Origin of the sequence: Methanococcus maripaludis C5, assembly GCF_000016125.1 — an archaeon.
GTDB classification, from domain to species: domain Archaea; phylum AGJL01; class Methanococci; order Methanococcales; family Methanococcaceae; genus Methanococcus; species Methanococcus maripaludis_D.
The window spans coordinates 1,471,911-1,495,625 of the sequence record NC_009135.1; the positions used below are offsets into that span (position 1 = coordinate 1,471,911).

At 33.4% G+C, this 23,715-nt stretch carries 19 protein-coding genes; 9 read left to right on the forward strand and 10 right to left on the reverse strand.

The features are described from left to right. Positions 1-23 precede the first annotated feature (23 nt). The 7 genes from hpt to hypF all read left to right on the forward strand — a co-directional run bounded on the left by hpt (position 24) and on the right by hypF (position 7,582). A complete protein-coding gene (gene hpt / locus MMARC5_RS07765) occupies positions 24-581 on the forward strand; it encodes a hypoxanthine/guanine phosphoribosyltransferase (protein ID WP_011869274.1) in 558 nt (185 codons plus the stop codon). 14 nt (positions 582-595) lie between these two features. Then, positions 596-1,204, forward strand: coding sequence for a fumarylacetoacetate hydrolase family protein (locus MMARC5_RS07770; RefSeq protein ID WP_011869275.1), 609 nt, complete (start codon positions 596-598; stop codon positions 1,202-1,204). Positions 1,205-1,231: 27 nt separating this feature from the next. Next, positions 1,232-2,347: a DUF2117 family protein gene (locus tag MMARC5_RS07775; RefSeq protein WP_011869276.1), complete on the forward strand. Its 1,116-nt coding sequence runs from the start codon at positions 1,232-1,234 to the stop codon at positions 2,345-2,347. Positions 2,348-2,410: 63 nt separating this feature from the next. Next, on the forward strand, positions 2,411-2,803 hold the full coding sequence (locus tag MMARC5_RS07780; protein ID WP_011869277.1) for a hypothetical protein: 393 nt from the start codon (positions 2,411-2,413) through the stop codon (positions 2,801-2,803). 17 nt (positions 2,804-2,820) lie between these two features. Further along, the gene (locus tag MMARC5_RS07785; protein WP_011869278.1) at positions 2,821-4,326 is read left to right on the forward strand and encodes a thiamine pyrophosphate-binding protein; all 1,506 of its coding nucleotides are present in this window, start codon (positions 2,821-2,823) and stop codon (positions 4,324-4,326) included. A gap of 29 nt (positions 4,327-4,355) precedes the next feature. Then, complete coding sequence (locus tag MMARC5_RS07790; protein ID WP_011869279.1) at positions 4,356-5,228, forward strand: topoisomerase DNA-binding C4 zinc finger domain-containing protein; 873 nt, start codon at positions 4,356-4,358, stop codon at positions 5,226-5,228. Between the two features lie 44 nt (positions 5,229-5,272). Beyond that, positions 5,273-7,582: a carbamoyltransferase HypF gene (gene hypF, locus MMARC5_RS07795; RefSeq protein WP_011869280.1), complete on the forward strand. Its 2,310-nt coding sequence runs from the start codon at positions 5,273-5,275 to the stop codon at positions 7,580-7,582. Positions 7,583-7,630: 48 nt separating this feature from the next. On the opposite strand, the gene MMARC5_RS07800 is transcribed toward hypF, so the two are convergent. From MMARC5_RS07800 to MMARC5_RS07835, 7 genes are all read right to left on the reverse strand, one after another. Beyond that, positions 7,631-8,758, reverse strand: a complete 1,128-nt coding sequence (locus MMARC5_RS07800; protein ID WP_011869281.1) for a Coenzyme F420 hydrogenase/dehydrogenase, beta subunit C-terminal domain — start codon at positions 8,756-8,758, stop codon at positions 7,631-7,633. 23 nt (positions 8,759-8,781) lie between these two features. Next, the gene (locus tag MMARC5_RS07805; protein WP_011869282.1) at positions 8,782-10,812 is read right to left on the reverse strand and encodes a formate dehydrogenase H subunit alpha, selenocysteine-containing; all 2,031 of its coding nucleotides are present in this window, start codon (positions 10,810-10,812) and stop codon (positions 8,782-8,784) included. Between the two features lie 549 nt (positions 10,813-11,361). Continuing rightward, positions 11,362-12,369, reverse strand: a complete 1,008-nt coding sequence (locus MMARC5_RS07815; protein WP_011869283.1) for a deoxyhypusine synthase — start codon at positions 12,367-12,369, stop codon at positions 11,362-11,364. 43 nt (positions 12,370-12,412) lie between these two features. Continuing rightward, on the reverse strand, positions 12,413-12,916 hold the full coding sequence (locus MMARC5_RS07820; protein WP_011869284.1) for a 3-isopropylmalate dehydratase small subunit: 504 nt from the start codon (positions 12,914-12,916) through the stop codon (positions 12,413-12,415). 20 nt (positions 12,917-12,936) lie between these two features. Continuing rightward, the gene (thrC, locus tag MMARC5_RS07825; RefSeq protein WP_011869285.1) at positions 12,937-14,148 is read right to left on the reverse strand and encodes a threonine synthase; all 1,212 of its coding nucleotides are present in this window, start codon (positions 14,146-14,148) and stop codon (positions 12,937-12,939) included. Between the two features lie 273 nt (positions 14,149-14,421). Further along, positions 14,422-14,760, reverse strand: a complete 339-nt coding sequence (locus MMARC5_RS07830; RefSeq protein WP_011869286.1) for an Sjogren's syndrome/scleroderma autoantigen 1 family protein — start codon at positions 14,758-14,760, stop codon at positions 14,422-14,424. A 128-nt stretch (positions 14,761-14,888) separates the two neighbouring features. Further along, a complete protein-coding gene (locus MMARC5_RS07835; protein ID WP_155810392.1) occupies positions 14,889-15,359 on the reverse strand; it encodes a MarR family winged helix-turn-helix transcriptional regulator in 471 nt (156 codons plus the stop codon). A 235-nt stretch (positions 15,360-15,594) separates the two neighbouring features. Here MMARC5_RS07835 and MMARC5_RS07840 point away from each other — a divergent pair, with 235 nt between their 5' ends. Both MMARC5_RS07840 and guaB read left to right on the forward strand, forming a co-directional pair. Beyond that, on the forward strand, positions 15,595-17,790 hold the full coding sequence (locus MMARC5_RS07840) for a methyl-accepting chemotaxis protein (RefSeq protein WP_011869288.1): 2,196 nt from the start codon (positions 15,595-15,597) through the stop codon (positions 17,788-17,790). Positions 17,791-19,095: 1,305 nt separating this feature from the next. Continuing rightward, positions 19,096-20,598: an IMP dehydrogenase gene (gene guaB / locus MMARC5_RS07845; protein ID WP_048058526.1), complete on the forward strand. Its 1,503-nt coding sequence runs from the start codon at positions 19,096-19,098 to the stop codon at positions 20,596-20,598. Positions 20,599-20,665: 67 nt separating this feature from the next. On the opposite strand, the gene ilvE is transcribed toward guaB, so the two are convergent. The 3 genes from ilvE to MMARC5_RS07860 form a co-directional block, all read right to left on the reverse strand. Further along, positions 20,666-21,529: a branched-chain-amino-acid transaminase gene (gene ilvE / locus MMARC5_RS07850; protein ID WP_011869290.1), complete on the reverse strand. Its 864-nt coding sequence runs from the start codon at positions 21,527-21,529 to the stop codon at positions 20,666-20,668. A gap of 49 nt (positions 21,530-21,578) precedes the next feature. After that, positions 21,579-22,733 carry a tyrosine decarboxylase MfnA gene (mfnA, locus tag MMARC5_RS07855; RefSeq protein ID WP_011869291.1) on the reverse strand — a complete coding sequence of 385 codons (1,155 nt, stop codon included), beginning with the start codon at positions 22,731-22,733 and terminating at the stop codon, positions 21,579-21,581. 124 nt (positions 22,734-22,857) lie between these two features. Continuing rightward, a complete protein-coding gene (locus MMARC5_RS07860) occupies positions 22,858-23,703 on the reverse strand; it encodes a fumarate hydratase (protein ID WP_011869292.1) in 846 nt (281 codons plus the stop codon). Positions 23,704-23,715 lie beyond the last annotated feature (12 nt).

Consider the following 23,715-nt stretch of genomic DNA (forward strand, 5'->3'; position numbering starts at 1 on the left):
TTAAATTTAAATTGGTGAATTTTATGAGCAGGTTATTGGAAGAATCATTGAAAACGTGTCCTATTGTAAAAAGAGGAGAATACCACTACTTTATACACCCGATATCTGATGGAGTTCCACTTGTTGAACCAGAATTATTAAGAGATATTTCAACAAGAGTTATCAAAATGATAGATACCGAAGTTGATAAAATTGTGACTGCTGAAGCGATGGGAATTCCAATTGTGACCGCAGTATCAATTGCAACAGATATTCCTTACGTTATAATGAGAAAAAGAGAATATTTACTTGAAGGAGAAATTCCTGTCCACCAAGAAACTGGATACAGTAAAGGAGAACTTTACTTAAACGGAATAAACAAAGGAGACAAGGTTGTAATCCTCGATGATGTTATCTCAACAGGCGGAACCCTTGTTGCAATTATAAACGCATTGAAAAGAGCTGGTGCAGATATCAGGGATGTTTTGTGTATAATCGATAGGGGAAACGGGCAAAACATTGTTGAAGAAAAAACAGGATACAAAGTAAAAACTCTCGTAAAAATTGAAGTTGTTGATGGAAAAGTGCAGATTTTAAAGTAAATTTGGGTGAAAATTTGAATATAACTCCTTCAAAAATAGTATGTGCTGGATTGAATTACAAAGATCATGCCGAAGAACTTAAAATGAAGTTGCCAAAAGAGCCAGTTATATTTTTAAAACCCACTTCTTCGATAATATTTAACGAAGAAGCAATTAAAATACCAAAAGCATCTGAAAGAATCGATTACGAAGCTGAACTTGCAATTGTAATTGGAAAAACCTGTAAATCCGTAAAAAAAGAAAATGCAAAAAACTACATAAAAGGAGTTACAATTTTAAATGATGTTACTGCAAGAGATCTTCAGGAAAAAGATGGGCAGTGGACAAGAGCTAAATCTTTTGATACTTTTTCTCCAATTGGTCCAAAAATAGTATCAGGAATTGATGCAAATAACTTAAAAATACAGTTAAGAGTTAATGGAAAACTAAAACAGGATTCAAACACCAATAATATGATATTTAGTGTTGAAGAACTTGTTGAATTTGTTTCTTCAATAATGACACTTTATCCAGACGATATTATTTCAACAGGAACCCCACCTGGAGTTGGAAAGCTTGAAAAAGGAGATATTGTCGAAATTGAAATTGAAAACATTGGAATTTTAAAAAATTTCGTTGAATAATTCAATATTTTTTATTTTTGTGATATTTTGAACGTAGGAATTGTTGTACACGGGCCCGAAATCATTGATTCAGGATTTGCAGAAAAAATCTTTGCTATTTTAAAAAATTTAGATAAAAATATCAATTTACAGATTAAATTAGGGGGAACCATTGGAAGAGTTGCAGTAATCGATAATTCCCTTGAATATATCATCGATATTTCTGAAAAGTTGGTTCCATCAAAATCGCTTAAAAAACTCGAAAATAATGACATTTTGATCCTTTTAAACTATGGAAAATCAAAAATTACTGGCCACACTTTCGGAAAAATCGTTGTTGAAAGATCAACTGTTAAAAAACCAGTAATTCAGATTGAAAGGCCTGGAGAAGCTGACGGTACAATAATACTATGGAATACTACAAAAGATGATGAAATTTTAGGAAAAATAGTAAATGAAATCTCAGATAAACTCGAGTTAAACGTTGAAAAGTGTATCAGTAAGGGATTAAATTTCTGGGTTGAAGGAACTAAATCTTTTAGAAAAATAAATGGTGTAGATATAGATGAGTCCATTATGCTAAATGGCATTATAATTGGACGGTCTAACCAAAAAGATGTTACAATAGTTTCTGAAAATGGAAATATTGTAGATATTATTGGCGGAACTGTCAAATGGCACGGTGTTGAAAAGTTAGGAAATATCGATCTTGAAAAAGTTGTTGTAAAAACCGGACTTTTAAGGCGCCACCCTTCAAAAAACCAAAAAATTTCCAAATATAACTTAAATTCTGATTTAGGTGAAGTTTTATTTGTAAACCATGCCGGAGAAGACGTTTTAGAAACCATACAAAACAAAAAAATATGCGCAGTTTTGACTGTTGGTGACGATACAACTACCATCTGCGGAGATATCCTTTCAAGATTTGGAGTTAAAATAATCGGGATTACTGATGGGGATAGGGACGATATCTTGAAAAATCCAAGTATTTTGGGCGGATCTGTCGTATTTCTGATTAAAAATCAAAAAGATGATGATGTCGGAGAATTACTTGAAAAAGAGCTTGGTAATTCTAAAAAATTGGGGAATTTTGAAAAATACGTGGAAACTATAAAACAGATAATGAAGAAAGAATGTATTGAATTTGAAGAAATAATCCACTAATAAATTTAAAATTTGATATTAACCGTGACTTCAAATGTCTGTGAATTGGCGGATGTTGAAAATATGATGGAAATATTTTGTGGGAATTGCGGAATAAAATTAGATGATAAAGGCCGATCCTGTCCAAACTGCGGAAGTTCGAAACAGGAACTGATGATTACACTTAAAGATACGATAAATATAACCGTGCACAGTAAGATTGGCAACAAATTTAAAAAAGAAGGCATTAAAAAGCCAGTTTTTGAATGTATGCAGGGGGATGACCCGTATAAAAAGTCAGGTACATGGAATCATCGGAAAATGACAATAGATAGAGAAAATAACAAATATACCGAAATAATAACCGATAAAGACACTAACGAACTAATACATTTCTGTGAGGAACCACTTTCAGAACATTTCGGCCACAGTAGTGCAAAATATAAACCCAAAAATAATATTAAAAAACTTGATTAAGTTTTAATCGTGATTTTATGAAATATTTGGATTTTATAATAGATTTTTTTGAAAATAAAGGCGTTAAATCTGTTTTCGCATATCCTGGAGAGCAGATTCTTCCAATTTATGGGGCACTTCATGAAAACTCGAAAATAAACTGCATCGATGTAAAACACGAACAGGCTTCAGCTCATGCAGCAGATGGATATTTTAGAATTACAAATGAAGTCGGGGTTTGCCTTGCAACTGCAGGCCCGGGAGCTACAAATTTAACAACCGGAATTGCAACTGCATTTAAAGATTCGTCTTCAGTTCTCGCACTTAGTGGCAGGTGTTCTACAAATTACCTTGGTAAAAATTATTTTCAAGAAATTCCGATGGATTTTTTAAATTTTGAAAAAGGATATTTTGTTGAAAATTCTGACTCCAAATATTTAATTAATTCATATGATGATTCTTATGAACTTAAAAAGCCAGTTTCTATAAATATCCCTGCAGATATCTACGATTTAGAGGTTATTGATTCAGAAATAGATTTAATAAATAAAAATACGGAATCACTTGAAACCACAATTTCAACGATAAAAAAACATGAAAATGCTAAAAATCCAGTTTTACTTCTAGGACAGGGGATTTACGGTAATTTAAAGTATTCTGAAATTCTTGAAATTAATGAAATTTTAAAAAAGCTTCAAATTCCAATATTAACTACATATCCTGCAAGAGGAGTTATTGATGAGAATTTTGAAAATGTGTACGGCATGGTTGGAAGAAGGGGAAGTTTACAGTCAAACGAACTCATTTTAAAAAGCGATGCGGTATTTTCAATAGGTGCGAGTCTCTCATACAATACACTTCCAGAAAGCGTAAGGGATAAAATTTTATATAATGTAATTCCCCTTAAGTTTGGTATCAATAGTACCAACGACATTAAGACTATTGTAAATACATTTAATGAAAACGTTTTTTCCGGCCACGTTAAGCCGTCCGGACATGATTTAAGCCGAAACGAATTTAAATTCGGCGACTATTCTACTAAAATCCATGAAATATTGGAAAACTTACCAAAAGATACAATAATAACTACGGATGCTGGAAATCACACTGTTTTTGTTTCTTTATTAAAAAAATGTGTGGCTCCACGAAATATCATTTCTTCTCATTCAATGGGCACCATGGGCTTTGGACTTCCCGCTTCAATCGGTGTCAAATTTGGATGCAATGATTATAATATAAACCGAGAAGTCGTTTCCATTAGTGGAGATGGCGGTTTTCAGATGACTATCCAAGAACTTGGGACTGTCGCTGAAAATAACTTAAAAATACTTATTGTAGTGATGAAAAACAATCATTTAAACATGTTTGGCAAAATCAATACGCCCGATTTCAATAAAATTGCGGATGCATACGGAATTGAAAATGTTTACATCCAAAATAGCGATGAAATCGGTGAAAATATATCTTACTTCTTAAAAAAGAGCATTCCATACGTTATGGTTGTAGAATGTGAAAATGAAAAACTTCCAAAACCGTTTATTTAAACTTAAAACATAACTTATTCGGTGAAAATATGTCAAACGAATTATTTGAAACCCTTACAAGCAATATTCACTTTAATGTGACTGAAATGGGTAGAAAAACGTGGAATCAAAACTGGATGGTTCCTGAAAATCTTATTACAATTGTAGGACTTAAAAATGGTAAAAAACCCGTCTTTTACTATGGGCATACTGAAAATTACAGGACAAACTTCGTTTTAAAAAAAGGAACTTCAGAAAATGGCAACAAATACATAAATGCCAGAGTTTACTTCAGATTCTGTAAAGATACAATTGTTGAAAAAGAAAAATACGTTGTTGCAAACGGATTTAACGGCCTATTACTCGGAATAAAGATAGGTAAAACTGAATTTATAAACACTTTCAAAAGTATGCTCCTTGAAGAGTACAAACGAGGAGACGAACATACAATAGAAGTTTTAGAAAGAATGAAAGATAGAAATGTCTTTGAATCTGTTGAAGAAAGTGCTCAGTACATTGCTGACAGAGATTACAACTGGTTGATCGGCAGATTAAAATATAAAGGCAAATTATTCAACTATTCCGGTCAAGGCTACTGGTTACTTCCTTTGAAAACTCAGATGGAATTGACAAAAGGTTTCGTTGAAGAAGACTGTGATTTAACAATAGACCTTGAAAATACGGAAGTTTTCGAAAACTACCTTATCTACGTTGACACAGTAAACAGTGTAGTTAGATACAATGGTGAAAGACTCTGTACTTCAGGATATTCGCTTGCAGAAGAGTTGAAAAAACATAACGATGAAAATACCTGTCCATGGTGTGGAGAGAAATTAAGGCTCATAAGAACTAAAAAAGGAGAATTTTTAGGATGCTCCTCTTATCCAACATGTTTGTACAGGCGATTTTTAAATAAAAAATAAAATAATTCTTTTTTTTAATTATCGATTATTTTGGTGACGTTTCAATGATTACAAAACGAATAGATGTCAAAGGCATCGTTCAGGGCGTTGGTTTTAGGCCATTTGTATACAGAATTGCTAAAAAAAATGACCTGAAAGGTTATGTCAAAAACATGGGAAATTACGTTGAAATAGTTGTTTTTGGGGATTTGAAAAATATTGATGCTTTTTTATCAGATTTGAGACTCGAAAAACCGCCACTATCAAAAATTGATAAACTTTCCATTGAAAATATAGATGAAAATTTAAACGAAATTTACAGCGATTTTACAATAAAATTAAGTGAAAACTCCGAAATTGAGGAAGAAGGAACGACTCCTCCAGATATTTCGATATGTGGTGAATGTTTAAAAGAAATAATGGATAAAAAGGACAGAAGATCAAATTACGCGTTCACTGCATGCACAAACTGTGGTCCAAGATTTACAGTCATTGAAAAACTGCCGTATGATAGAGAAAACACGTCAATGAAAGACTTTCCATTGTGTGAAAACTGTATTGAAGAATATAAAAATCCGGAAAATAGAAGGTTTCACGCTCAGGCCACTTGCTGTGATATTTGCGGGCCAGAACTATTCATAACTGACAATTCTGGAAAAATAATAAGTAAAGATATTAAAGATGCTGTTAAATTCCTTGAAAATGGAAAAATTGTTGCAATTAAGGGAATTGGTGGAACGCACCTTGTTTGTTCGATTAATTCTGATAAATCAGTTTTAGAACTTCGAAAAAGGCTTAACAGGCCAACTCAGGCGTTTGCGATTATGAGTCGGGAAGAATATCTTGATTTATTTTCAAAAATAGATGAAAATGAATTAAATGCAATAATCTCTCCAAAAAAACCAATTGTTGCTTTGAAAAAAAATGAATTTTACGAAAAATATTTTTCAGAGCATGTTTCAAACGTAAATACAATTGGAGTAATGCTCCCATATTCTGGACTTCACTACCTTCTTTTTGAAAATACTGACCAGATTGCATACATAATGACCTCTGCAAACCTGCCTGGGCTTCCAATGTCGATAGATAATAAAGAGATTTTGAAAAAATTAGAAAATATTGCAGACTATTTTTTACTCCACAATCGAAAAATTGTAAATCGATGTGATGACAGCGTTTTAAAAGAAATAAATGGAAAAATGCAGTTTTTAAGGCGTTCGAGAGGTTTTGCTCCAGAACCTGTTGAAGTAAATTATGAAAAAATTAAAAATAACTCGAAAAACATTCTTGCGCTTGGCCCGGAATTAAACTCTGTTGCATGTTTGATTAAAAATAATAAGTTTTATTTAACCCAATATATAGGAAATACAGGAAAATACGAAACATTTAATTATTTAAAGGAAGCTACCGAAAATTTAATAAACATCACGAATACAAACAAGATCGATGCAATAGTTTGCGATTTGCACCCTTCTTTTAATTCAACGATTTTTGCAAAGGAAATGGGAGAAAAATATGGAATTCCTGTAACTCAAGTACAACACCATGAAAGCCATTGCTATTCATTAATGGGAGATTCAGATATTTTTGAAAATAACATCACAATTGCAATTGACGGCCTTGGATATGGAAATGACGGAAATATCTGGGGTGGAGAAGTATTTTTGTTTAAAGATGGAAAAATTGAAAGAATCGGACATCTTGAAGAACAGATTCAGCCAGGAGCAGATCTTGCTTCAAAATATCCGTTAAGAATGCTTGCGTCAATACTAAATAAAGCTAATTTAAATGTTTCTGAAATTATTAACGGATATGACTACTTTTCAGAAAAGGAACTGAAATTAATATTGTTCCAACTTGAAAAAAATATTAATGTTTCAAAAACTACATCAACTGGAAGAATTCTTGACTCGATTTCTGCACTTGTTTCTCTTTGTTTTGAAAGAACATACGATGGAGAACCATCAATAAGACTTGAAGCGCTTGCAAATGAATATGCTGGAAAAATATCAGAAATTGAAAAATTGGTAGAAGATTCTATTAAAATTGAAAATAATGTATTAAATACTACATATTTGGTTGTAAAAGCAATAGAAATGCTAAATAACAATGAAAAAATTGAAAAAATAGCATATTTCATTCATATTGCACTTGCAAACGGTTTATCAAAAATAGCAATTGAAACTGCAAAAAAACATAATATTGAGTACATTGGAATAACAGGCGGAGTATCTTACAACAAGATAATCTCTGAAAGAATCGTTGAAAACATTAAAAAAGAATCGTTAAAACCATTAATTCATGAAAAAATTCCAAATGGAGACGGCGGAATTTCTTTCGGCCAAGCTATTGGTTATCTTTTAAATTCTAATTAATTTATTTTAAAAAAAAGAAAAAAGAATTAGGCATTACCTGTAACTATCTTATTTGTATAAAAATGGCATGCTGTCATCAATTCCTGGCACAAATCCAGTAGTTTCCCTGATTTTCAGTTGTGCCCTATGGTATATTTTTGCTAGTGGAATTTCCACAGGACATACATCTTCACACTGACCACAGTTTATGCAGCTGAAGCTCATGTGTGAAAGCCTTATTCCTTGGAACATTATTGGATCAGGCGGTATCGTTCCTTTATCTAAATAATCTTCAGCTAAAGCGCATTCTTTACAGAAGCATATTGGACATACATCCCTACAACCGTAGCATTTTATACATCTGCTCCAGTATTCGTTCCATTTTTCAGGTGAAGGATATTTTTCATCCAAATGTTCTTTTTGGAATTTTTTACCGAGGTTAATCATTGATTTCTCAATTTTTCCCCGAATTTCAAGCGCTTTTTCAGAAGGTGCTTTAACGTTTATGTAGCCTTCTTTTTGTGCGTTTTTAAGCAGTTCTTCTCCTTTTTCGGAACCGACTTCTACAAAAGTCCATCCTTTTTCAGCACCCCAGTTTCCGCAAGCGAGGTCTGCATTTCTTGGAACTTTCAATTCGCATCTTTGACAGTTTGTTCTTCTTCCGTATCCTTCTTCTTCGAGTTCATCGATTTTGACGGATTTTTCGCTTCCGTCTTTTAATTCAATTATGAATTTTCCTTTATCGATTTCTTCTTTGATTACATCTTCTGGATCTACATCGTAAAAGAGTTCTATCATCTTTTTTGCAGTTTGTGGGGGTACTGTTCCACCACAGTTTAATCCAATCGTGTATATTTTGTCTTTATCAATTTGATGTCTTTTTTCAAGCTCATTTATCGCCATTGCGTCACATGGCTTTACAGATACTGCAAGATTCATATCTTTCAAGTGCTTGCTTATCATGTTTCCAAACATTGTTGGAGCGCAGTGAAGTGAACCGCAAGTTTCTACCAGTTCTTCTGAGTTGTTAACTAAATAAGGAACTCCGTCATAAACGTCTTCTCCTTTTTTAAGTGCTAAAACTCCATCAACCAGTTTTTTATCAAGAAGGTACTTGAAAAATGCAGTAACTGCCCCACCACATTCCGCATGCTTTAAAACATCTTCGTCCGTTGACTGAACTAAATAATAGCTCATTTAAATCACCTCAAAAATATTTATTAAATTTTTTCAACATTAACGGCACATATTTTGAGTTCTGCGGTTTTTGATACGGGATCATATGCGGAATTTGTTAGTTTATTTGTTGCTTCCTCTAAAAAGTGGAATGACATGTAAACTACTCCTTTTATGACGTTTTCAGTTACTCTAGCGATTGCATTTACCGTTCCCCTTCTTGAGGAAACCCTAACTTTTTCTCCAGGCGTTATTCCTAAGTTTTTAGCGTCTTCGGTGTTTATTTCGATGAAGTTTTCGTCAATCTCGTTCGTGATACGCTTACACCTTCGGGTCATTGTTCCGGAGTTGTAGTGGAATATGATCCTTCCTGTGGTGAGTATGAGTGGGTATTCTTCATCTGCAAACTCGTCAGGGTCTTTATGTTCAACTGGAACAAATTTACCGAGTCCATTTGGTCTTAAGAATTTTTCCTTGTGGAGAATCGGGGTTCCAGGGTCTTCTGGAGTTTTACATGGCCACTGAAGTCCATCAATACCGAGTCTTTCAAAAGACATTCCAGTATATTGTGGAATAACTTTTGCCATTTCATCAAATATTTCTGATGCACTTTCGAAATTGAGTTTTTCGCCAGCACCCATTTTTTCAGCAAGTTTTCGAACAATGAGCCAGTCTGGAAGTGCATCCCCTGGTGCATCGACTGCTTTTCTGATTCTCTGTACTCTTCTTTCAGAATTTGTGAATGTTCCGTCTTTTTCAGCCCAACATGCTGCAGGAAGTACAACATCCGCGAGTTTTGCAGTTTCAGTTAAGAATATATCTTGAACCACAAATAAATCTAAACTTTTTAAAGCTTTTTCAACGTGATTTATATCTGCATCCGCAACCATCGGGTCTTCCCCAACAATGTGGAGGTATTTTATCTGTTTTCCAGCTTCATGTAATACTTCAGGGCTTGTTAATCCAATTTCTCGGTTCAAATCTGCTGTTTCCCATAAGTCTTCGAGTCTTTCATAAGCTTCTCCAACTTTCTGGTATCCTGGGAATACGTTTGGAAGTGCACCCATGTCGCATGCACCTTGAACGTTATTCTGACCTCTTAATGGGTTTACACCCGTTCCAGGCCTTCCAAGGTTTCCAGTAACCATTGCAAGATTACAGCAAGATTTTACGTTGTCCACACCAAATGTATATTCAGTAACACCCAAACAATACATTATAGCTGCATTTTCTGCACTTCCGTACAGTCTTGCTGCTTCGATAATTGTTTCTGCAGGTATTCCTGAAATTTCTGCTGTTTTTTCTGGAGTGTATTTTGAAACTACTTCTTTTAATTCGTCGTAGCCTTCAGTTCTGTTTTTAATAAATTCTTCGTCAGCCATTCCTTCTTGGATAATGACATTCGTGATAGTATTTATTAAATCAATGTTTGATCCAGGAATTAGCTTTAAATGTAAATCTGCCATTTTTGCAGTGTGTGTTGTCCTTGGATCGATTGCAATTATTTTAGTACCATTTTCTTTGGCTTTTACAATACTTCTTGCTATTAAAGGGTGAGCTTCAAAAGTATTGGAACCGTAGATAAGCAATACATCTGCTTGTGCTAAATCAGTGATTGAATTGGTCATTGCACCTGACCCAAAACATTCTCCGAGCCCTACAACTGTCGGCGCGTGTCATATTCTAGCACAGTGATCTACGTTGTTCGTTTTCATTACGGTTCTTGCAAATTTCTGCAAAGCATAGCTTTCTTCATTTGTGCCTCTCGCACATGAAAAGAATGCTACTTCTTCAGGGGAATATTGTTTTAATTTTCCTGCGATAAGATCTAATGCTTCATCCCATGTGGCTTCAATAAACTCCCCATTCTTTTTGATGAGTGGTTTTGTTAGCCTGTCTTCGCTATGAACGAATTCATAACAGTAATTACCTTTTATACAGACTTTACCCTCGTTTACAGGGTGTCTTTTGAAAGGGTGGGAATCTACTACTTTACCGTCCTTAACTACGAGGTCAATACCGCAGCCCGTTCCACAGTAGGGGCATATGGTATGAACAACCTTAAATTCGGTCATGTATCCACCTTTTGATTTGTTATACGTATTTTAAAAAATATTTTTGAGAAAAATTAAAAATTAAGCTCAAAAATTCGCTTGTTCCATTGTGAATCTTGTGGTCTTGTGGGGCCACACCCACACATATATGGTTACTACATATAATTACTTATCGATTATATGTAATTAAAAAGTATTAATACAAATTTATTACGCAATAAAATGTTCCCCAAATCATTGATGGCGAATAAAAAACCTTTAAAAAAGAAAAATATGGCCTAAAAATTGTTAAATAATAACTGTATCAATAAATATTCTTTTTAGATATACGCCAATTTATTTCTTTAAATATACATTACCTTAATCCATATAGTAATTTATATATATTACTGAAGTACCATATTGTAATGTGCACTAGTTGCACATCTTAGAAAGTGACATTCATATTCCACTTTTGAAGATCACCAAAAATATTTGTCCCAACAATAGAGAGATATCAAGAAATATCTTTTCTTTATATCCTTTAAAAGAGCTTTTTTAAAAAAATTTAAAAATTGTATTTTGTGATTGTTATTTAAATACGCCATAAACTAGCATTGGAAATACGATCGTTGCATCCGCCCATATTTCGACGAAATCTGCTTTTTCTTGAATTTTTCCCCATGAAACACCTTCTTCTGGAGGTGCACCACTCAATGAACCATCCCATGGAACCGCGGTTGTAACGTATATCGCATAATCAGTTCCTTCCCTGAAGAGATTCGCATTAATTATGCTGTGTTTTGGAAGGGAACCGCCTAAAACGATACATGCTGTTTTATTTGCATCAATTGCCATGTCATTTAATTTCACGATATCGCTTGCAACATCTATTTTTAAATCGGTTCCTTTTTCATTCTTTTTAAAGAAGTAGAGCATATCTCCAATCGACCCATCAGTAATTGCGGGACAAAATATGGGTATTTTGTTTACATACGCCCAGTAAATAATTGATTTTTCTTTTTCAGGCCCTAAATTTTCATCCATGAATCTTCCAAGTTCAAAACAGAACTCGCTTGCACTTATTATTTTATTTTCATCCTGCTGTTTTTTTAAAAGGGTTTCAAAAAACTTTGTCATGTACGTTTCAAATTCAATGTACCTATCATTTGGAACATACACATTTCCGATCCTGTTTATTCCTTTTTCTCGAAGATCTGAGCCGGCCATGTCCCATTCTCCAAGAACAAACGGTTTTATGCATTTTATAAAATCTTCTTCGATTCCCCCAGCAGTAGTAACAAGTACATCGACTTTTTTGTGTTTTACAAGGTAAGAAATAATTTCTCTAAGACCTGATGAAACCATGTTTGAGGTATATCCCATGAAAACGACTAATTCTTCATTTTTTCGAATTTCTTCGATTTGTTTCCAGATTTTAACTGCTTTTCCAAGGTGTGTTGCCTGAAAACCTATTTTTTCATAATAATCTGTTAAAACGTCTTTTAAATCGATATTTTTATCAAAATCGGGCCCTTCGATAAAAACCCCATTTAAATCCTCGCTTTCTTTAAAAACTACATTTTTTGGATCTGACATAAAAATCACCGAAAAATAATAAAATAAAAATTAAATAAAAAAATTAAGCTTTTGAAATCTTTTTCTTCAAGTGCGGCATTAATCCGCCATTGTTTAAGATTTCCATCATGAAGTCTGGAAGTTTTTGGCCCGTTAATTCAGCGCCGGTCGTAACGTTTTTAATAGTACCTTTATCAAGGTTTACTCTTAAAACGTCGCCTTCTTTTACGTGTTTTGAAATATCTTTACATTCCAAGAGTGGAAATCCGATATTGATGGAATTTCTGTAAAAAATTCTTGCAAAACTTTCTGCAATAACCATTGAAATTCCTAAACCTTTCAAACCAATTGGAGCGTGTTCTCTTGAACTTCCACAACCAAAATTCTTACCACCAACGATTATATCGCCAACAGTAGCTTTTTCTGGGAATTCTGGGTCTGTTCCAGTCATTGCGTATTTTGCAAGCTGTTCTTCGGTAGTGTATACAAGGTATCTTGCAGGTAATATTGCATCAGTATCGATATTATCCCCAAAAACCCATGCTTTGCCTTCGACAGTCTTTTTCATAAATTCCACCAATTTAATGATTAGTCTATTGCTTTTCTGAGTACTTCCATGTCACATTCGATTTCTGTAGGCATTGTACTTGCTTTGATTGCAGCATCAGGATCTTTCAATCCATTACCAGTAGTAATACATACGATTTTTTGGTCTTTGTCAATTAATCCCATGTCTATTAACTTGATGAGCCCTGCAATTGATGAAGCTGAAGCAGGCTCTACGAAAATTCCTTCTGTTTGTGCGAGGAGTTTCTGAGCTGCGGTGATTTCTTCATCAGTTACACTTTCTGCGAGTCCGCCTGAAGATTTGATCGCATCAAGCGCTTTTGCTGCATTTACGGGGTTTCCAATTCTAATTGCAGTTGCAATTGTTTCTGGATTTTCATCAGGAATTATCTTATCGAGTCCTGCTTTTATCGCTTTTACGATTGGCTGTGCACCTTCTGCCTGGATTCCAGTCATTTTTGGTAAGGTGTCAATCATTCCTGTTTCTTTAAATTCTTTAAATCCTTTCCAGATTGCGCTGATGTTTCCAGCGTTTCCAACAGGTAAAATAACCATGTCTGGAACTTCAAAGTCCAATTGGTCGCAGATTTCAAAACCAATTGTTTTTTGACCTTCGAGTCTGAATGGGTTTACAGAGTTTAATAAATAGAGTTTGTTTTCTAATGCGAGGTTTTTAACCATTACGAGAGCTTCGTCGAAGTTTCCGTTGATTTGGATAACTTTCGCACCGTAAAACATTGCTTGAGCAAGTTTTCCAAGAGCTACTTTTCCTCCAGGGAGAAGAACGATACATTTTTTACCTGCTCTTGCAGAGTATGCTGCAAGGGATGCAGATGTGTTTCCAGTTGAAGCACAGCCTACTACTTCAACACCGAGTTCATTTGCTCTTGTAACTCCAACAGTCATTCCCCTATCTTTGAAACTTCCTGTTGGGTTTGCACCTTCGTTTTTAACATATAATTCTTTCATTCCTAATTTTTTTGCGAGATTTTCACATTTGTAAAGAGGGGTTCCTCCTTCGTGAAGGCTTACGATTTTTGCAGGATCTTTAACAGGTAAGTAGTCTAAATATCTCCATACACCGAGTTCTCTTTCTCTTAAGGACTCTTTTGAAACTTTTTCTTTGATGCTTTCAAAATCGTATTTAATTTCAAGTAATCCGCCACATTCGCAGTTATAAATTATGGCATCTACTTCGTATTCTTTTCCGCATACTCTGCATTTTTGAATCATATTCTCACTTGTTATGTTGATTGAATACCACTATCAAATTATAAAATATAAATGTATCACTAAATAAGAACTTTAGAATTGATAATCAATACCTTGAAAACTTTCGATTTAGAAAAGTTAATAGCATAAATCATAAATACTAATAATGGAATAAAGGAATTGGGGAACATAAACTTGTAATTAACATGCCACCAATTGTTATCAAACCATTGTAAATATTGTGCATCTTGGATAAGACCTATTTTCTTTGGAAAGCTTTTTTTCTTTCCATCATTACAGATACTTTTTTATTTTGAACAGTGTTTTAATTGACGAAGTTATTTCATTAATTCTACCAATTTCTTCTTCTGAATCCAATTTTAAAAATAAATATTCGATTTTTCTATCGATTATCTGTAATTTATCTTCATTTTTTGAATTTTCAGACATTTCTTTTATTTCTTCTTTCAAATCTTTTGAATAATTCTTAATTTCGATTTTTAATCCATTGCAGTTTGGACAGTACTCTAAACCGTCTTTTTCAAATATTGGAAAACCGCACGAACTGCAGTGTTTTCCAAGCATTTTTGCCCCCTTGGCAAGCTCTTTTGAAGCAATGCTGATTTCATCCATGTTACCACCAATATTGTAGGTATTTTACAATAGCTAATAAATCTTGAAAATAATGAGTTAAAATTCTTAAAACTTATTTTAATGAAAATAATATGGTTTAGTAAGTAAATAAATTCAAAATAGATAAATCATTCCGTATAGTTTATTGCCCATGTTGAATACATGATTTTTTTAAGTTCTGGATTTTTGGAGTATTTAACCTCCAACTTTTCTTCGAGACTGTTTCCAATTTTTTCACTTAATCTTTCAAAAATTTCTATTTCTTCTGGAGATAATATATTTTCAATCTCTTTTAATGTACACTTGTGCATTTCATTTCTCCATTTAAACATGAAATGTCCTCGTTCTGTTAATTTAACAATCACTTCTCTCTTATCAGATTCAGACCTTATTTTCTCCACATACCCTTTTTTTTCCAATTTATTTATTCTTTCAGTAACTGAAGTTTTTGTATAGCCCATTTCGTTTGCTAATTCCGTTATTTTCGGATTTTCAAGGGTTCTGATCGTATCCAGATATTTTTTATCTGTCATGGTAAATTCCAAAACATCTTCTTTTGGAATTTTTTGATATAGGTATTCCCTTGAACTTACGTACATAAATTCCCATAATTTATTAAAATTGTCCATAGTTTTTGGATTCATATTATGACCTTATTTATTCGATATAACTTTTTTAAAATTAGAATCTAATTATATTTAATGATTATTCTAGCGACGTATACACCTACATAAAAAGAATATATACCTCAGAAAATAAACAAAACGCGATAGTTAGTTTCAACAAAACTAACTAAGGTCCTCATACTTCGATAATGTTAGGTGGGTGTATATATTGAAAATATTGAATACTAAAAAATTGGGTACTAAATTACTATTTTTTTCAGTACTCACGGCATTAATTCCCATACTTATTTTGGGCGTTATTGCAACCAATACTGTAAAAGATAGTATGGAAGTACAGGGTCAGGATGCGATAGAAAAGGATCTTGGCATTTCAAAAGCGATGTTTGATGAACACGTTATGCAAATTGTCGAAATTACTGAATATAATACAAAAAATCATGAATTACTTACATATATGGAAGAAAAAGACTCTTACAAATTATATAATTTGGCTTCTAACCTTGAAGAATCTGCAGGGTTGGATTTAGTCGCGTTTACAGATACTCAAGGTCAAGTAATTGGATCCAATTTAAACAAAGACGTTTATATAAGCGATATTGTTAAAAAACTTTCCAGTTCAGGATGTAAATACTCTACTGAAAAAATATCTGATGAACTTACAAATTCAATATCAAATGGCAAAATATCGGGGATTGAGGGTTCCCTTGCAATTATTTCTGTTTTTCCAATTCAAGACTCAGGATCATTGATCGGATATATTGTATCAATTGACGTATTGAATAAAGATTACACCCTTGTAGATGGGGTCAAAAAATCAACCAGGGATGTAACAACCATTTCACTTGGAAAATACAGGATATCTACAAATGTAGAAAATAACGGGCAACGGGCAATAGGAACTGCAATTTCTGATGAGATTTACAACCAAGTAGTACTTGGAAAACAGGACTACTATGCAAGAGCAGATGTGCTTGGAGTTTCCCATCTTTGCGGGTATGCTCCGCTTTATGATTGCCAAGGCAATGCTGTTGGTATGGTATTTACCGGAACTCCTGCAGCACCGTTTGACAGTGTTGTGAGCAATATATTAAATTCGATAATTATTATCGGGATCTTGGGTATGGTAATTGCCATTTTGATTTCGATATTTACTGGCAAAAAAGTTACAAAACCAGTTGACGAACTTAAAAAAGGTGCAGAAATTTTCGGTAATGGAAATTACGAACATGTCGTAAAAGTCAGTACTGGTGACGAACTAGAAGAATTGGCCAATTCATTTAACGGTATGGCTCAAAATATTAAAGAAATGAATGAGCTTATGGATACAGATAAAAAAGAACTTGGAGTTACAATTAAAGATGTCGCAGACACAATGACTGCAGTTGCAAATGGGGATTTCACAGTAAGGGCTGATGAAAAGAGAAAAAGAAATAATTTACAAAAAGCGATTAACACCGCAATTAGAAATGTTGCACAGTTGATTAAAGACCTAAGAGAAGAAGTTGATCTATTGAACGTTCAGGTTCAAAAAGTTGAAGACGAACTTAAAAGTGCAGAAGAAACTGCAACACAGGTTACAGAAGCTGCAAATCAGGTTGCAGAAGCTTCAAGTGATCAGTCTGCAAAATTACAGGAAGCATCAGATCAGCTTGAAAATACTTACGAAGTTGCAAAAACTGTTTACACGGATGCAGAAGAAACTGTCAGATCTGCAGAAGAAATCAGCGAAAACTCTGAAAATGGGGTTAAAAAAGTTGAAAACGCAATTTCAAGAATGCAAGGAATTACAAATGTAATTGACGATTTAGGAAAATCAATCCAAGAACTCGGTGAAGATGGTAAAAAAATCAATGAAGTAACCGATTTAATTAAAGATATTGCAGAACAGACAGGACTCTTAGCTTTAAATGCTTCAATTGAAGCTGCACGTGCAGGAGAAGCTGGAAAAGGGTTTGCAGTTGTTGCAAGCGAAATTAAAGCACTTGCAGAAGAAATTAAAAAATCCGTTGAAAATATTAACCACACGATTGATGGTGTCCACAAGCGAATCGGAGAAACGATGGATCTCGGATTAAAAGGAAAAGATGAAGTCGATAAAGGGGTAATTGCAATCGACGAAGTAAATGATGCGCTCTTAAGAATTAAAGAAAGTGTTAATGGCGCTGCAATTAAAATAAATGGTATTAAACAGGGAGCGCAGAGTGCTGCTGACAATACCGAAGGTGCTTTAAAGAATGCACAAGATATTGCATCAATTTCAGAAGAGTTTACTGCAACAGCAGAAGAAGTTACTGCATCAACTGAAGAATTAAATTCAATTATTGAAGAAATCAGAGGAATTGCAGAAGAAGTAACTCATGTATCTGAGAGGGTGACTAGAAAATCAGGTCAGTTCAAAATTTAATTTCTCTTTTTTTCTTTTTGATCACTAAAAGATTGCAAAATACCATTTTTTTAGAATATTTAAAGATAAATAATACTCCGTTTATCAAAATAATCGTTAAAACTCGTTTAAAATTCGAAAAACTTATATATCACTAAGATCTAAGTTAAATACAGTTCCGTTAAAAATTATTATAAACCTATTGGATTTTTGTGGTAAATATTAAACCTATTGAATATTTGTGAAATGTTCTGGAAAAATAAAAACGAGTTGAATTTAAAATAACGGAACTTTTTTCCAGAATCTAATCCTACTTTGAATCATTACATATACTGTTTTAAATTAATAATTACTTTCAGTTATACTACGTTTAACCCCTGCTTCATTAAAAATCTAAATTTTTATCAGAACTGAAAGTTTGAAAGATGTTTAAAATAAAAACCCATTTTAAAATAGAGATGAACATAACATTTAGTTTAAATTTATAAAAAGAATTAAAAATTAGATATAATCCAAAGAGTCTTCACAATCTTTGCGAATTTGAGGTAAATCATACGGCAATATTCACCCTCAAAGGTGGTTCGTTGAGAGTTTGAGATAATATTTTTTTCCGATTGTTTCCATATTTTAGTTGAAATACATGACGGCACATTCAATGTATTAACTTTGAGAATGTTTAAATGCAAACTTGAAAGGTCGAATTTCAAATTGCAGGTGAATGAATGAAATGCCCTTCAAACCAAATTAACCTTGATTAATTCTTGGTAAGGTTTAAAGGAACATAATTAAAAATGATTTTTGAACTATATAAGTGATTTGTGTATGTCATTATACTTTTAATCCTGTATATTCACTAAATTGAATCTTAAATTTTAAAAAAGCTTTAAAACAACTTTAAATAAGGAATTTAGAACATTGAAACTAGCCCATACAATGAATTTTAAATAAGTTTAAAGTTTGAGAACTGAATTACTGGAAGATCCACGATTGAACTTTAATTATCCACTTATTTATTGAACTTAAGCTTAGCTACATTGATTCTTTAGCTTTAAACGCGTGGAATGTTAAAGATAATTTTTGAATTTTTTTTAAATATTACTAAAAATCAGATCATTTAAAAGCATCTTGAAAACGAAATCATTGAAAAATAATTTGAACCTTGTTATTGATTATAAATATCGGGTTATGGGCATTTAATATCTAAAAAAAAGCGTTTTCCATCGTTATTTTGTCAAATAGAGAAAGTCATATATACGAGATTTACAATATGTTCCATAATTAATTGTTATGAACTGGATATCCTAGAGATATCACAATTGATAGGTAATGGTGGTTATTTTGTTTTTAGATAAAATAGTTAGTGCTCAAAGAGCCTACACTTTTGATGATGTATTATTAGTTCCAAACAAGTCATATGTTGATCCAAAAACTACGGATGTTTCTATAGATATTGCAGGATTGAAACTCAATATTCCAATTATTTCTGCTGCAATGGATACTGTTTCTGAAAAAGATTTAGCAATTGCTCTTGCAAGAAGAGGTGGAATTGCAGTAATTCATAGAAATATGACTGTTGAAGAACAGCTGAAACATATCCGGGCTGTTAAAATGGCAGAAAATCTAGTAATTAGAGATGTTGTGACCGTTAAACCATCCAGCACGGTTTTGGAAGCTGAAAGAATAATGTATGAATACAACGTAAGCGGTCTTCCCGTGGTTTGCGAAAACAAAACTCTTGTCGGAATTCTCACTACTAGAGATTTAAAATTCGTTCCGGATAAAAACGTAGCTGTAGACACAGTTATGACAAAAGACGTACTACACGTACATGAAGACACACCTTACGAAGAAATTTTAAACAGACTTTACGAAAACAAGATTGAAAGACTTCCGATTTTGGATAAAAACACGAAAGAATTGCTTGGAATGGTTACTTTAAGAGATATCTTAAAAAGAAAAAAATACCCTGACGCAGCAAGAGATTCTGACGGAAAACTCATTGTTGCAGCGGCGTGTGGTCCAAGCGACTTTGAAAGAGCTGAAGCATTGCTTTTAGCGGGTGTTGATGCAATTGCAATTGACTGTGCACACGCACACAACATGCAAGTTGTAGAAAACGTTAAAAAATTAAAAGAAATTTTAAAAGGATCCAAAACAAAATTATTCGTTGGAAACATTGCTACAAAGGAAGCTGCAGAAGATTTAATTAATGCTGGTGCAGATGCAATTAAAGTTGGAATTGGACCTGGTTCAATATGTACAACAAGAGTTGTTGCGGGAGTTGGAGTTCCACAATTAACTGCTGTTGCAGAAGTTGCAGAAGTTGCTAAAAAACACGATGTTCCAGTAATTGCAGATGGTGGTATAAAATACAGTGGTGACATTGCAAAAGCAATTGCTGCTGGTGCAGATGCTGTAATGGTTGGAAGCCTTTTGGCAGGTACTGAAGAAGCTCCTGGATTATTAATGACCATTAATGGAAGAAAATACAAACAATATCGAGGAATGGGTTCCCTTGGTGCAATGTGTGGAAGTTCAGGAAACGTTGCAGACAGGTATTTCCAAAGCGGCCACATGAAACACTCAAAACTTGTACCTGAAGGAATTGAAGGTGCTGTTCCATACAAAGGACCTACAAGCGACATCCTATTCCAGCTCGTTGGTGGTTTGAGATCATCCATGGGATACTGCGGTGCACAAAATCTTTCAGAAATGCATGAAAAAGCAAGATTTGTGATAATCACCCAGAGTGGACAGAAAGAAAGCCACCCTCACGATGTTTTAATCACGAACGAAGCTCCAAACTACCCGATAAACAGTGAAAGATAATTCTCTTTTTTATTTCTTTGAAAAAAGTTTAGAAATAGTTTTTAAAATAATTTAAAAAAAATAAGTATTATTCAATATATTTTTTACCGATTTTTGACCTTATTTCTTTGAATCTGTCGCTTAAATCTTTTGTAATTGGGCCTAATTTTCCATTGTAGATTTTTCTTCCATCGATTTCAACTACATGGATTAATTCTGCTGCAGTTCCTGTGATAAATATCTCATCTGCAACAAATAAATCGTGTAAGGTCATTTTTTCTTCAATAATTGTATAACCTGCCTCATTTGCAAGATCTACAACAGTATCCCTTGTAATTCCTTTTAAAACACTTGAAGAAAGAGGTGGTGTTTTTATTTTTCCATTTTTAATAACAAATATGTTGTCTCCAGTTCCTTCTGCAACGTATCCTTCGCTATCGAGTAAAAAAGCTTCTTCTACTCCTGCATAATTTGCCTGAATTTTTGCTAAAATGCTGTTTAAATAATTTAAAGATTTTACAGCAGGGTTTAATACATCAACAGGCAGTCTTCTTATTGATGAGGTTATAACCTTTATTCCATCTTCTCCAAGAAGTGGTTTCATAGCTTCTGCAATACAGAAAACAGTTGGTACAGGACATTTTCTTGGATCAAGACCTAAATCTCCAATTCCCCTTGTAACTACGAGTCTTATATATGCGTCTTTTAAATCGTTTGTTTTTAAAGTTTCAATTACAATTTCTCCGATTTCTACTTTTGAAACAGGTATTTTCATTGCAAGAGAATCTGCTGAATCGTATAAACGTTCGATGTGTTCTTCCAATTTAAATACTACTCCTTCATACGCTCTAATTCCTTCGAAAACCCCATCACCATAAAGCAGCCCGTGGTCATATACGGACACTTTCGCATCTTCTTTCTCTACGAATTTTCCATCGAGATAAATTTTCATGATTAAACCACCATTAAAAATACTTTTAATGCAGATTAGAGTTTAGTTCTTAATATTTTTTTGTATTTGAAAGGCTTTCCAAAAATCCGTCGATATGTTCGATCTCGAGATGCGGCATTACAACAATCCTCAAAGCTTCCACACATCTGCAAACTGAAACATACCAGTTCTCTTCTCGCAATTTCATACAAGTATCCTGTTTATTTTCATCTTTTAATGCAACAATATTCATTACCGGATCGATTGCAGTTTCAAAGCCATATTCTCTTGCTTTTTTTACCAAATGTTTTGTTTTTTCCATTGATTCGTTTACAAGGTTTTCATATCCTTCAATTCCAAGTAATTTCATAATTCCCCAGGTGGATGCAACTCCAACTCCAGATCTAGTTCCAATTAAGGTTGCCTGCTGTTTTTCAGTTAGATACGGGGCGTCAACATCCAGATATTTCTTAAATGTGTTGTCCCTAAACAAAATTCCCCCTGCAGAAATTGGAGCAAGTCCCATCTTGTGCGGATCTATCGTGATTGAAGAAACTCCGTTTAGTGAAAAATCAAAATCGTAGTTATATCCTTTTAATTTATATTTATCGTCTAAAAATGGAATTACAAAACCACCAAATGCAGCATCTACGTGAAGTAAAATATCGTTTTCAACCGCAATTTTTGATAATTCGTAAATATTATCGATTGATCCAAGTTCAGTGCATCCTGCAATCCCAACAATTCCAGAAATCTCGTTTTTAGAATCTTCGACATAATCTCGAATGAATTTTACGTCCATTGTAAAATACTCCGTTAAAGGGGGCCTTACAACGTTTAAATCCATCATATCTCTTGCTTTGTCAAAAGAAAAGTGTGCAGTTTCAGGAATTATGATATTCTGCTTTTTATCTTTTGATTTTGAGATATTTTTAAATGCCCTCATTGCAGTAAGGTTTGCTTCAGTTCCACCAGAAATAATATAACCAAAAGCGTTATTGTTATGCAATATACTTCCCAACATCGAAACTACTTCTTTTTCTAGCTTTGAAGTACCGTTAAATAATCCTGGGTCCCCTAAATTTGTTTCAAAAAACATTTCTGAAATTTTTCTAGCTATCGGGTGGGGTTTTGTGCACATTGAGCCTAAAATGTAGCCTTCCTCATATTTTAAATCCTGGCTCCTGTATTTTCGTAATTCGTTTAAAATATCCTGTTCTTCCATCAAAATCTACCGGTAAAGATTTTCTAATTTCTGTTAATTTTAATTGTTTATAAAATTATTGTAATTTAAAATCAAATCTAATCAGTCAATTCAACTATTTAAAAAAAGAGATTTTTGTGGAATTTTATAATTTTATTTTTCTTTTTGCTTTCCTATCAGCCCAGCACTGAATACAGATTCCCACAGGAAGTGATGCAGTATGGCATCCATTTATTTCAATAAACACATCTAAAGCCGTTATTTTACCGCCTAGCCCCATTGCACCAATTCCAAGCTGATTTATACTATCCAGTAATTCCGTTTCCAAATTTTCAATCGTCTTTTCAGGATTTCTATTTCCAATATCCCTTAAAAGAGCTTTTTTAGCAAGTTTCAATGAAATATCTGCAGTTCCACCTATTCCAACGCCCAAAACTATTGGAGGACAGGGTTTACCGCCTGCATTTGCAACTGTTTCGAGTATAAATTTTTTTATTCCAATTAAACCTTCAGAAGGAGTAAGCATTTTTAAAGCACTCATGTTTTCGCTTCCAGCGCCTTTTGGAAATACAGATATTTCGATTTCGTTATTTAAATCTGCATTAAATTCAAAATTTATAAATGGCGCACCCATTCCCGTATTTGTACCCAAATTTTCCCGTGTAATCGGGTTTACAACGTTTGGCCTGAGTGGAACTTCTGCTGTTGCCCGTTTTACTCCGATTTCAATTTCTTTAATTATTTCAATTATTTTTTCACTTGAAATTCCGGTTCCAATTTTCAAAAAAATAACCGGAACACCCGTATCCTGACAGAGCGGGATTTGTTTTTCTTCTGCAATATTATTGTTTAATTCAATTGCTTTTAAAGTATCTTTACATGCACCACACTCTATTTCTTCAGCGTGTTTTAATTTGGACTTTACATCATCTGGAAGATAAATTGAGGCTTCTTTAAATAATTCAACGATTACTTCTGAAATATTACTCATAAAAACACCGAT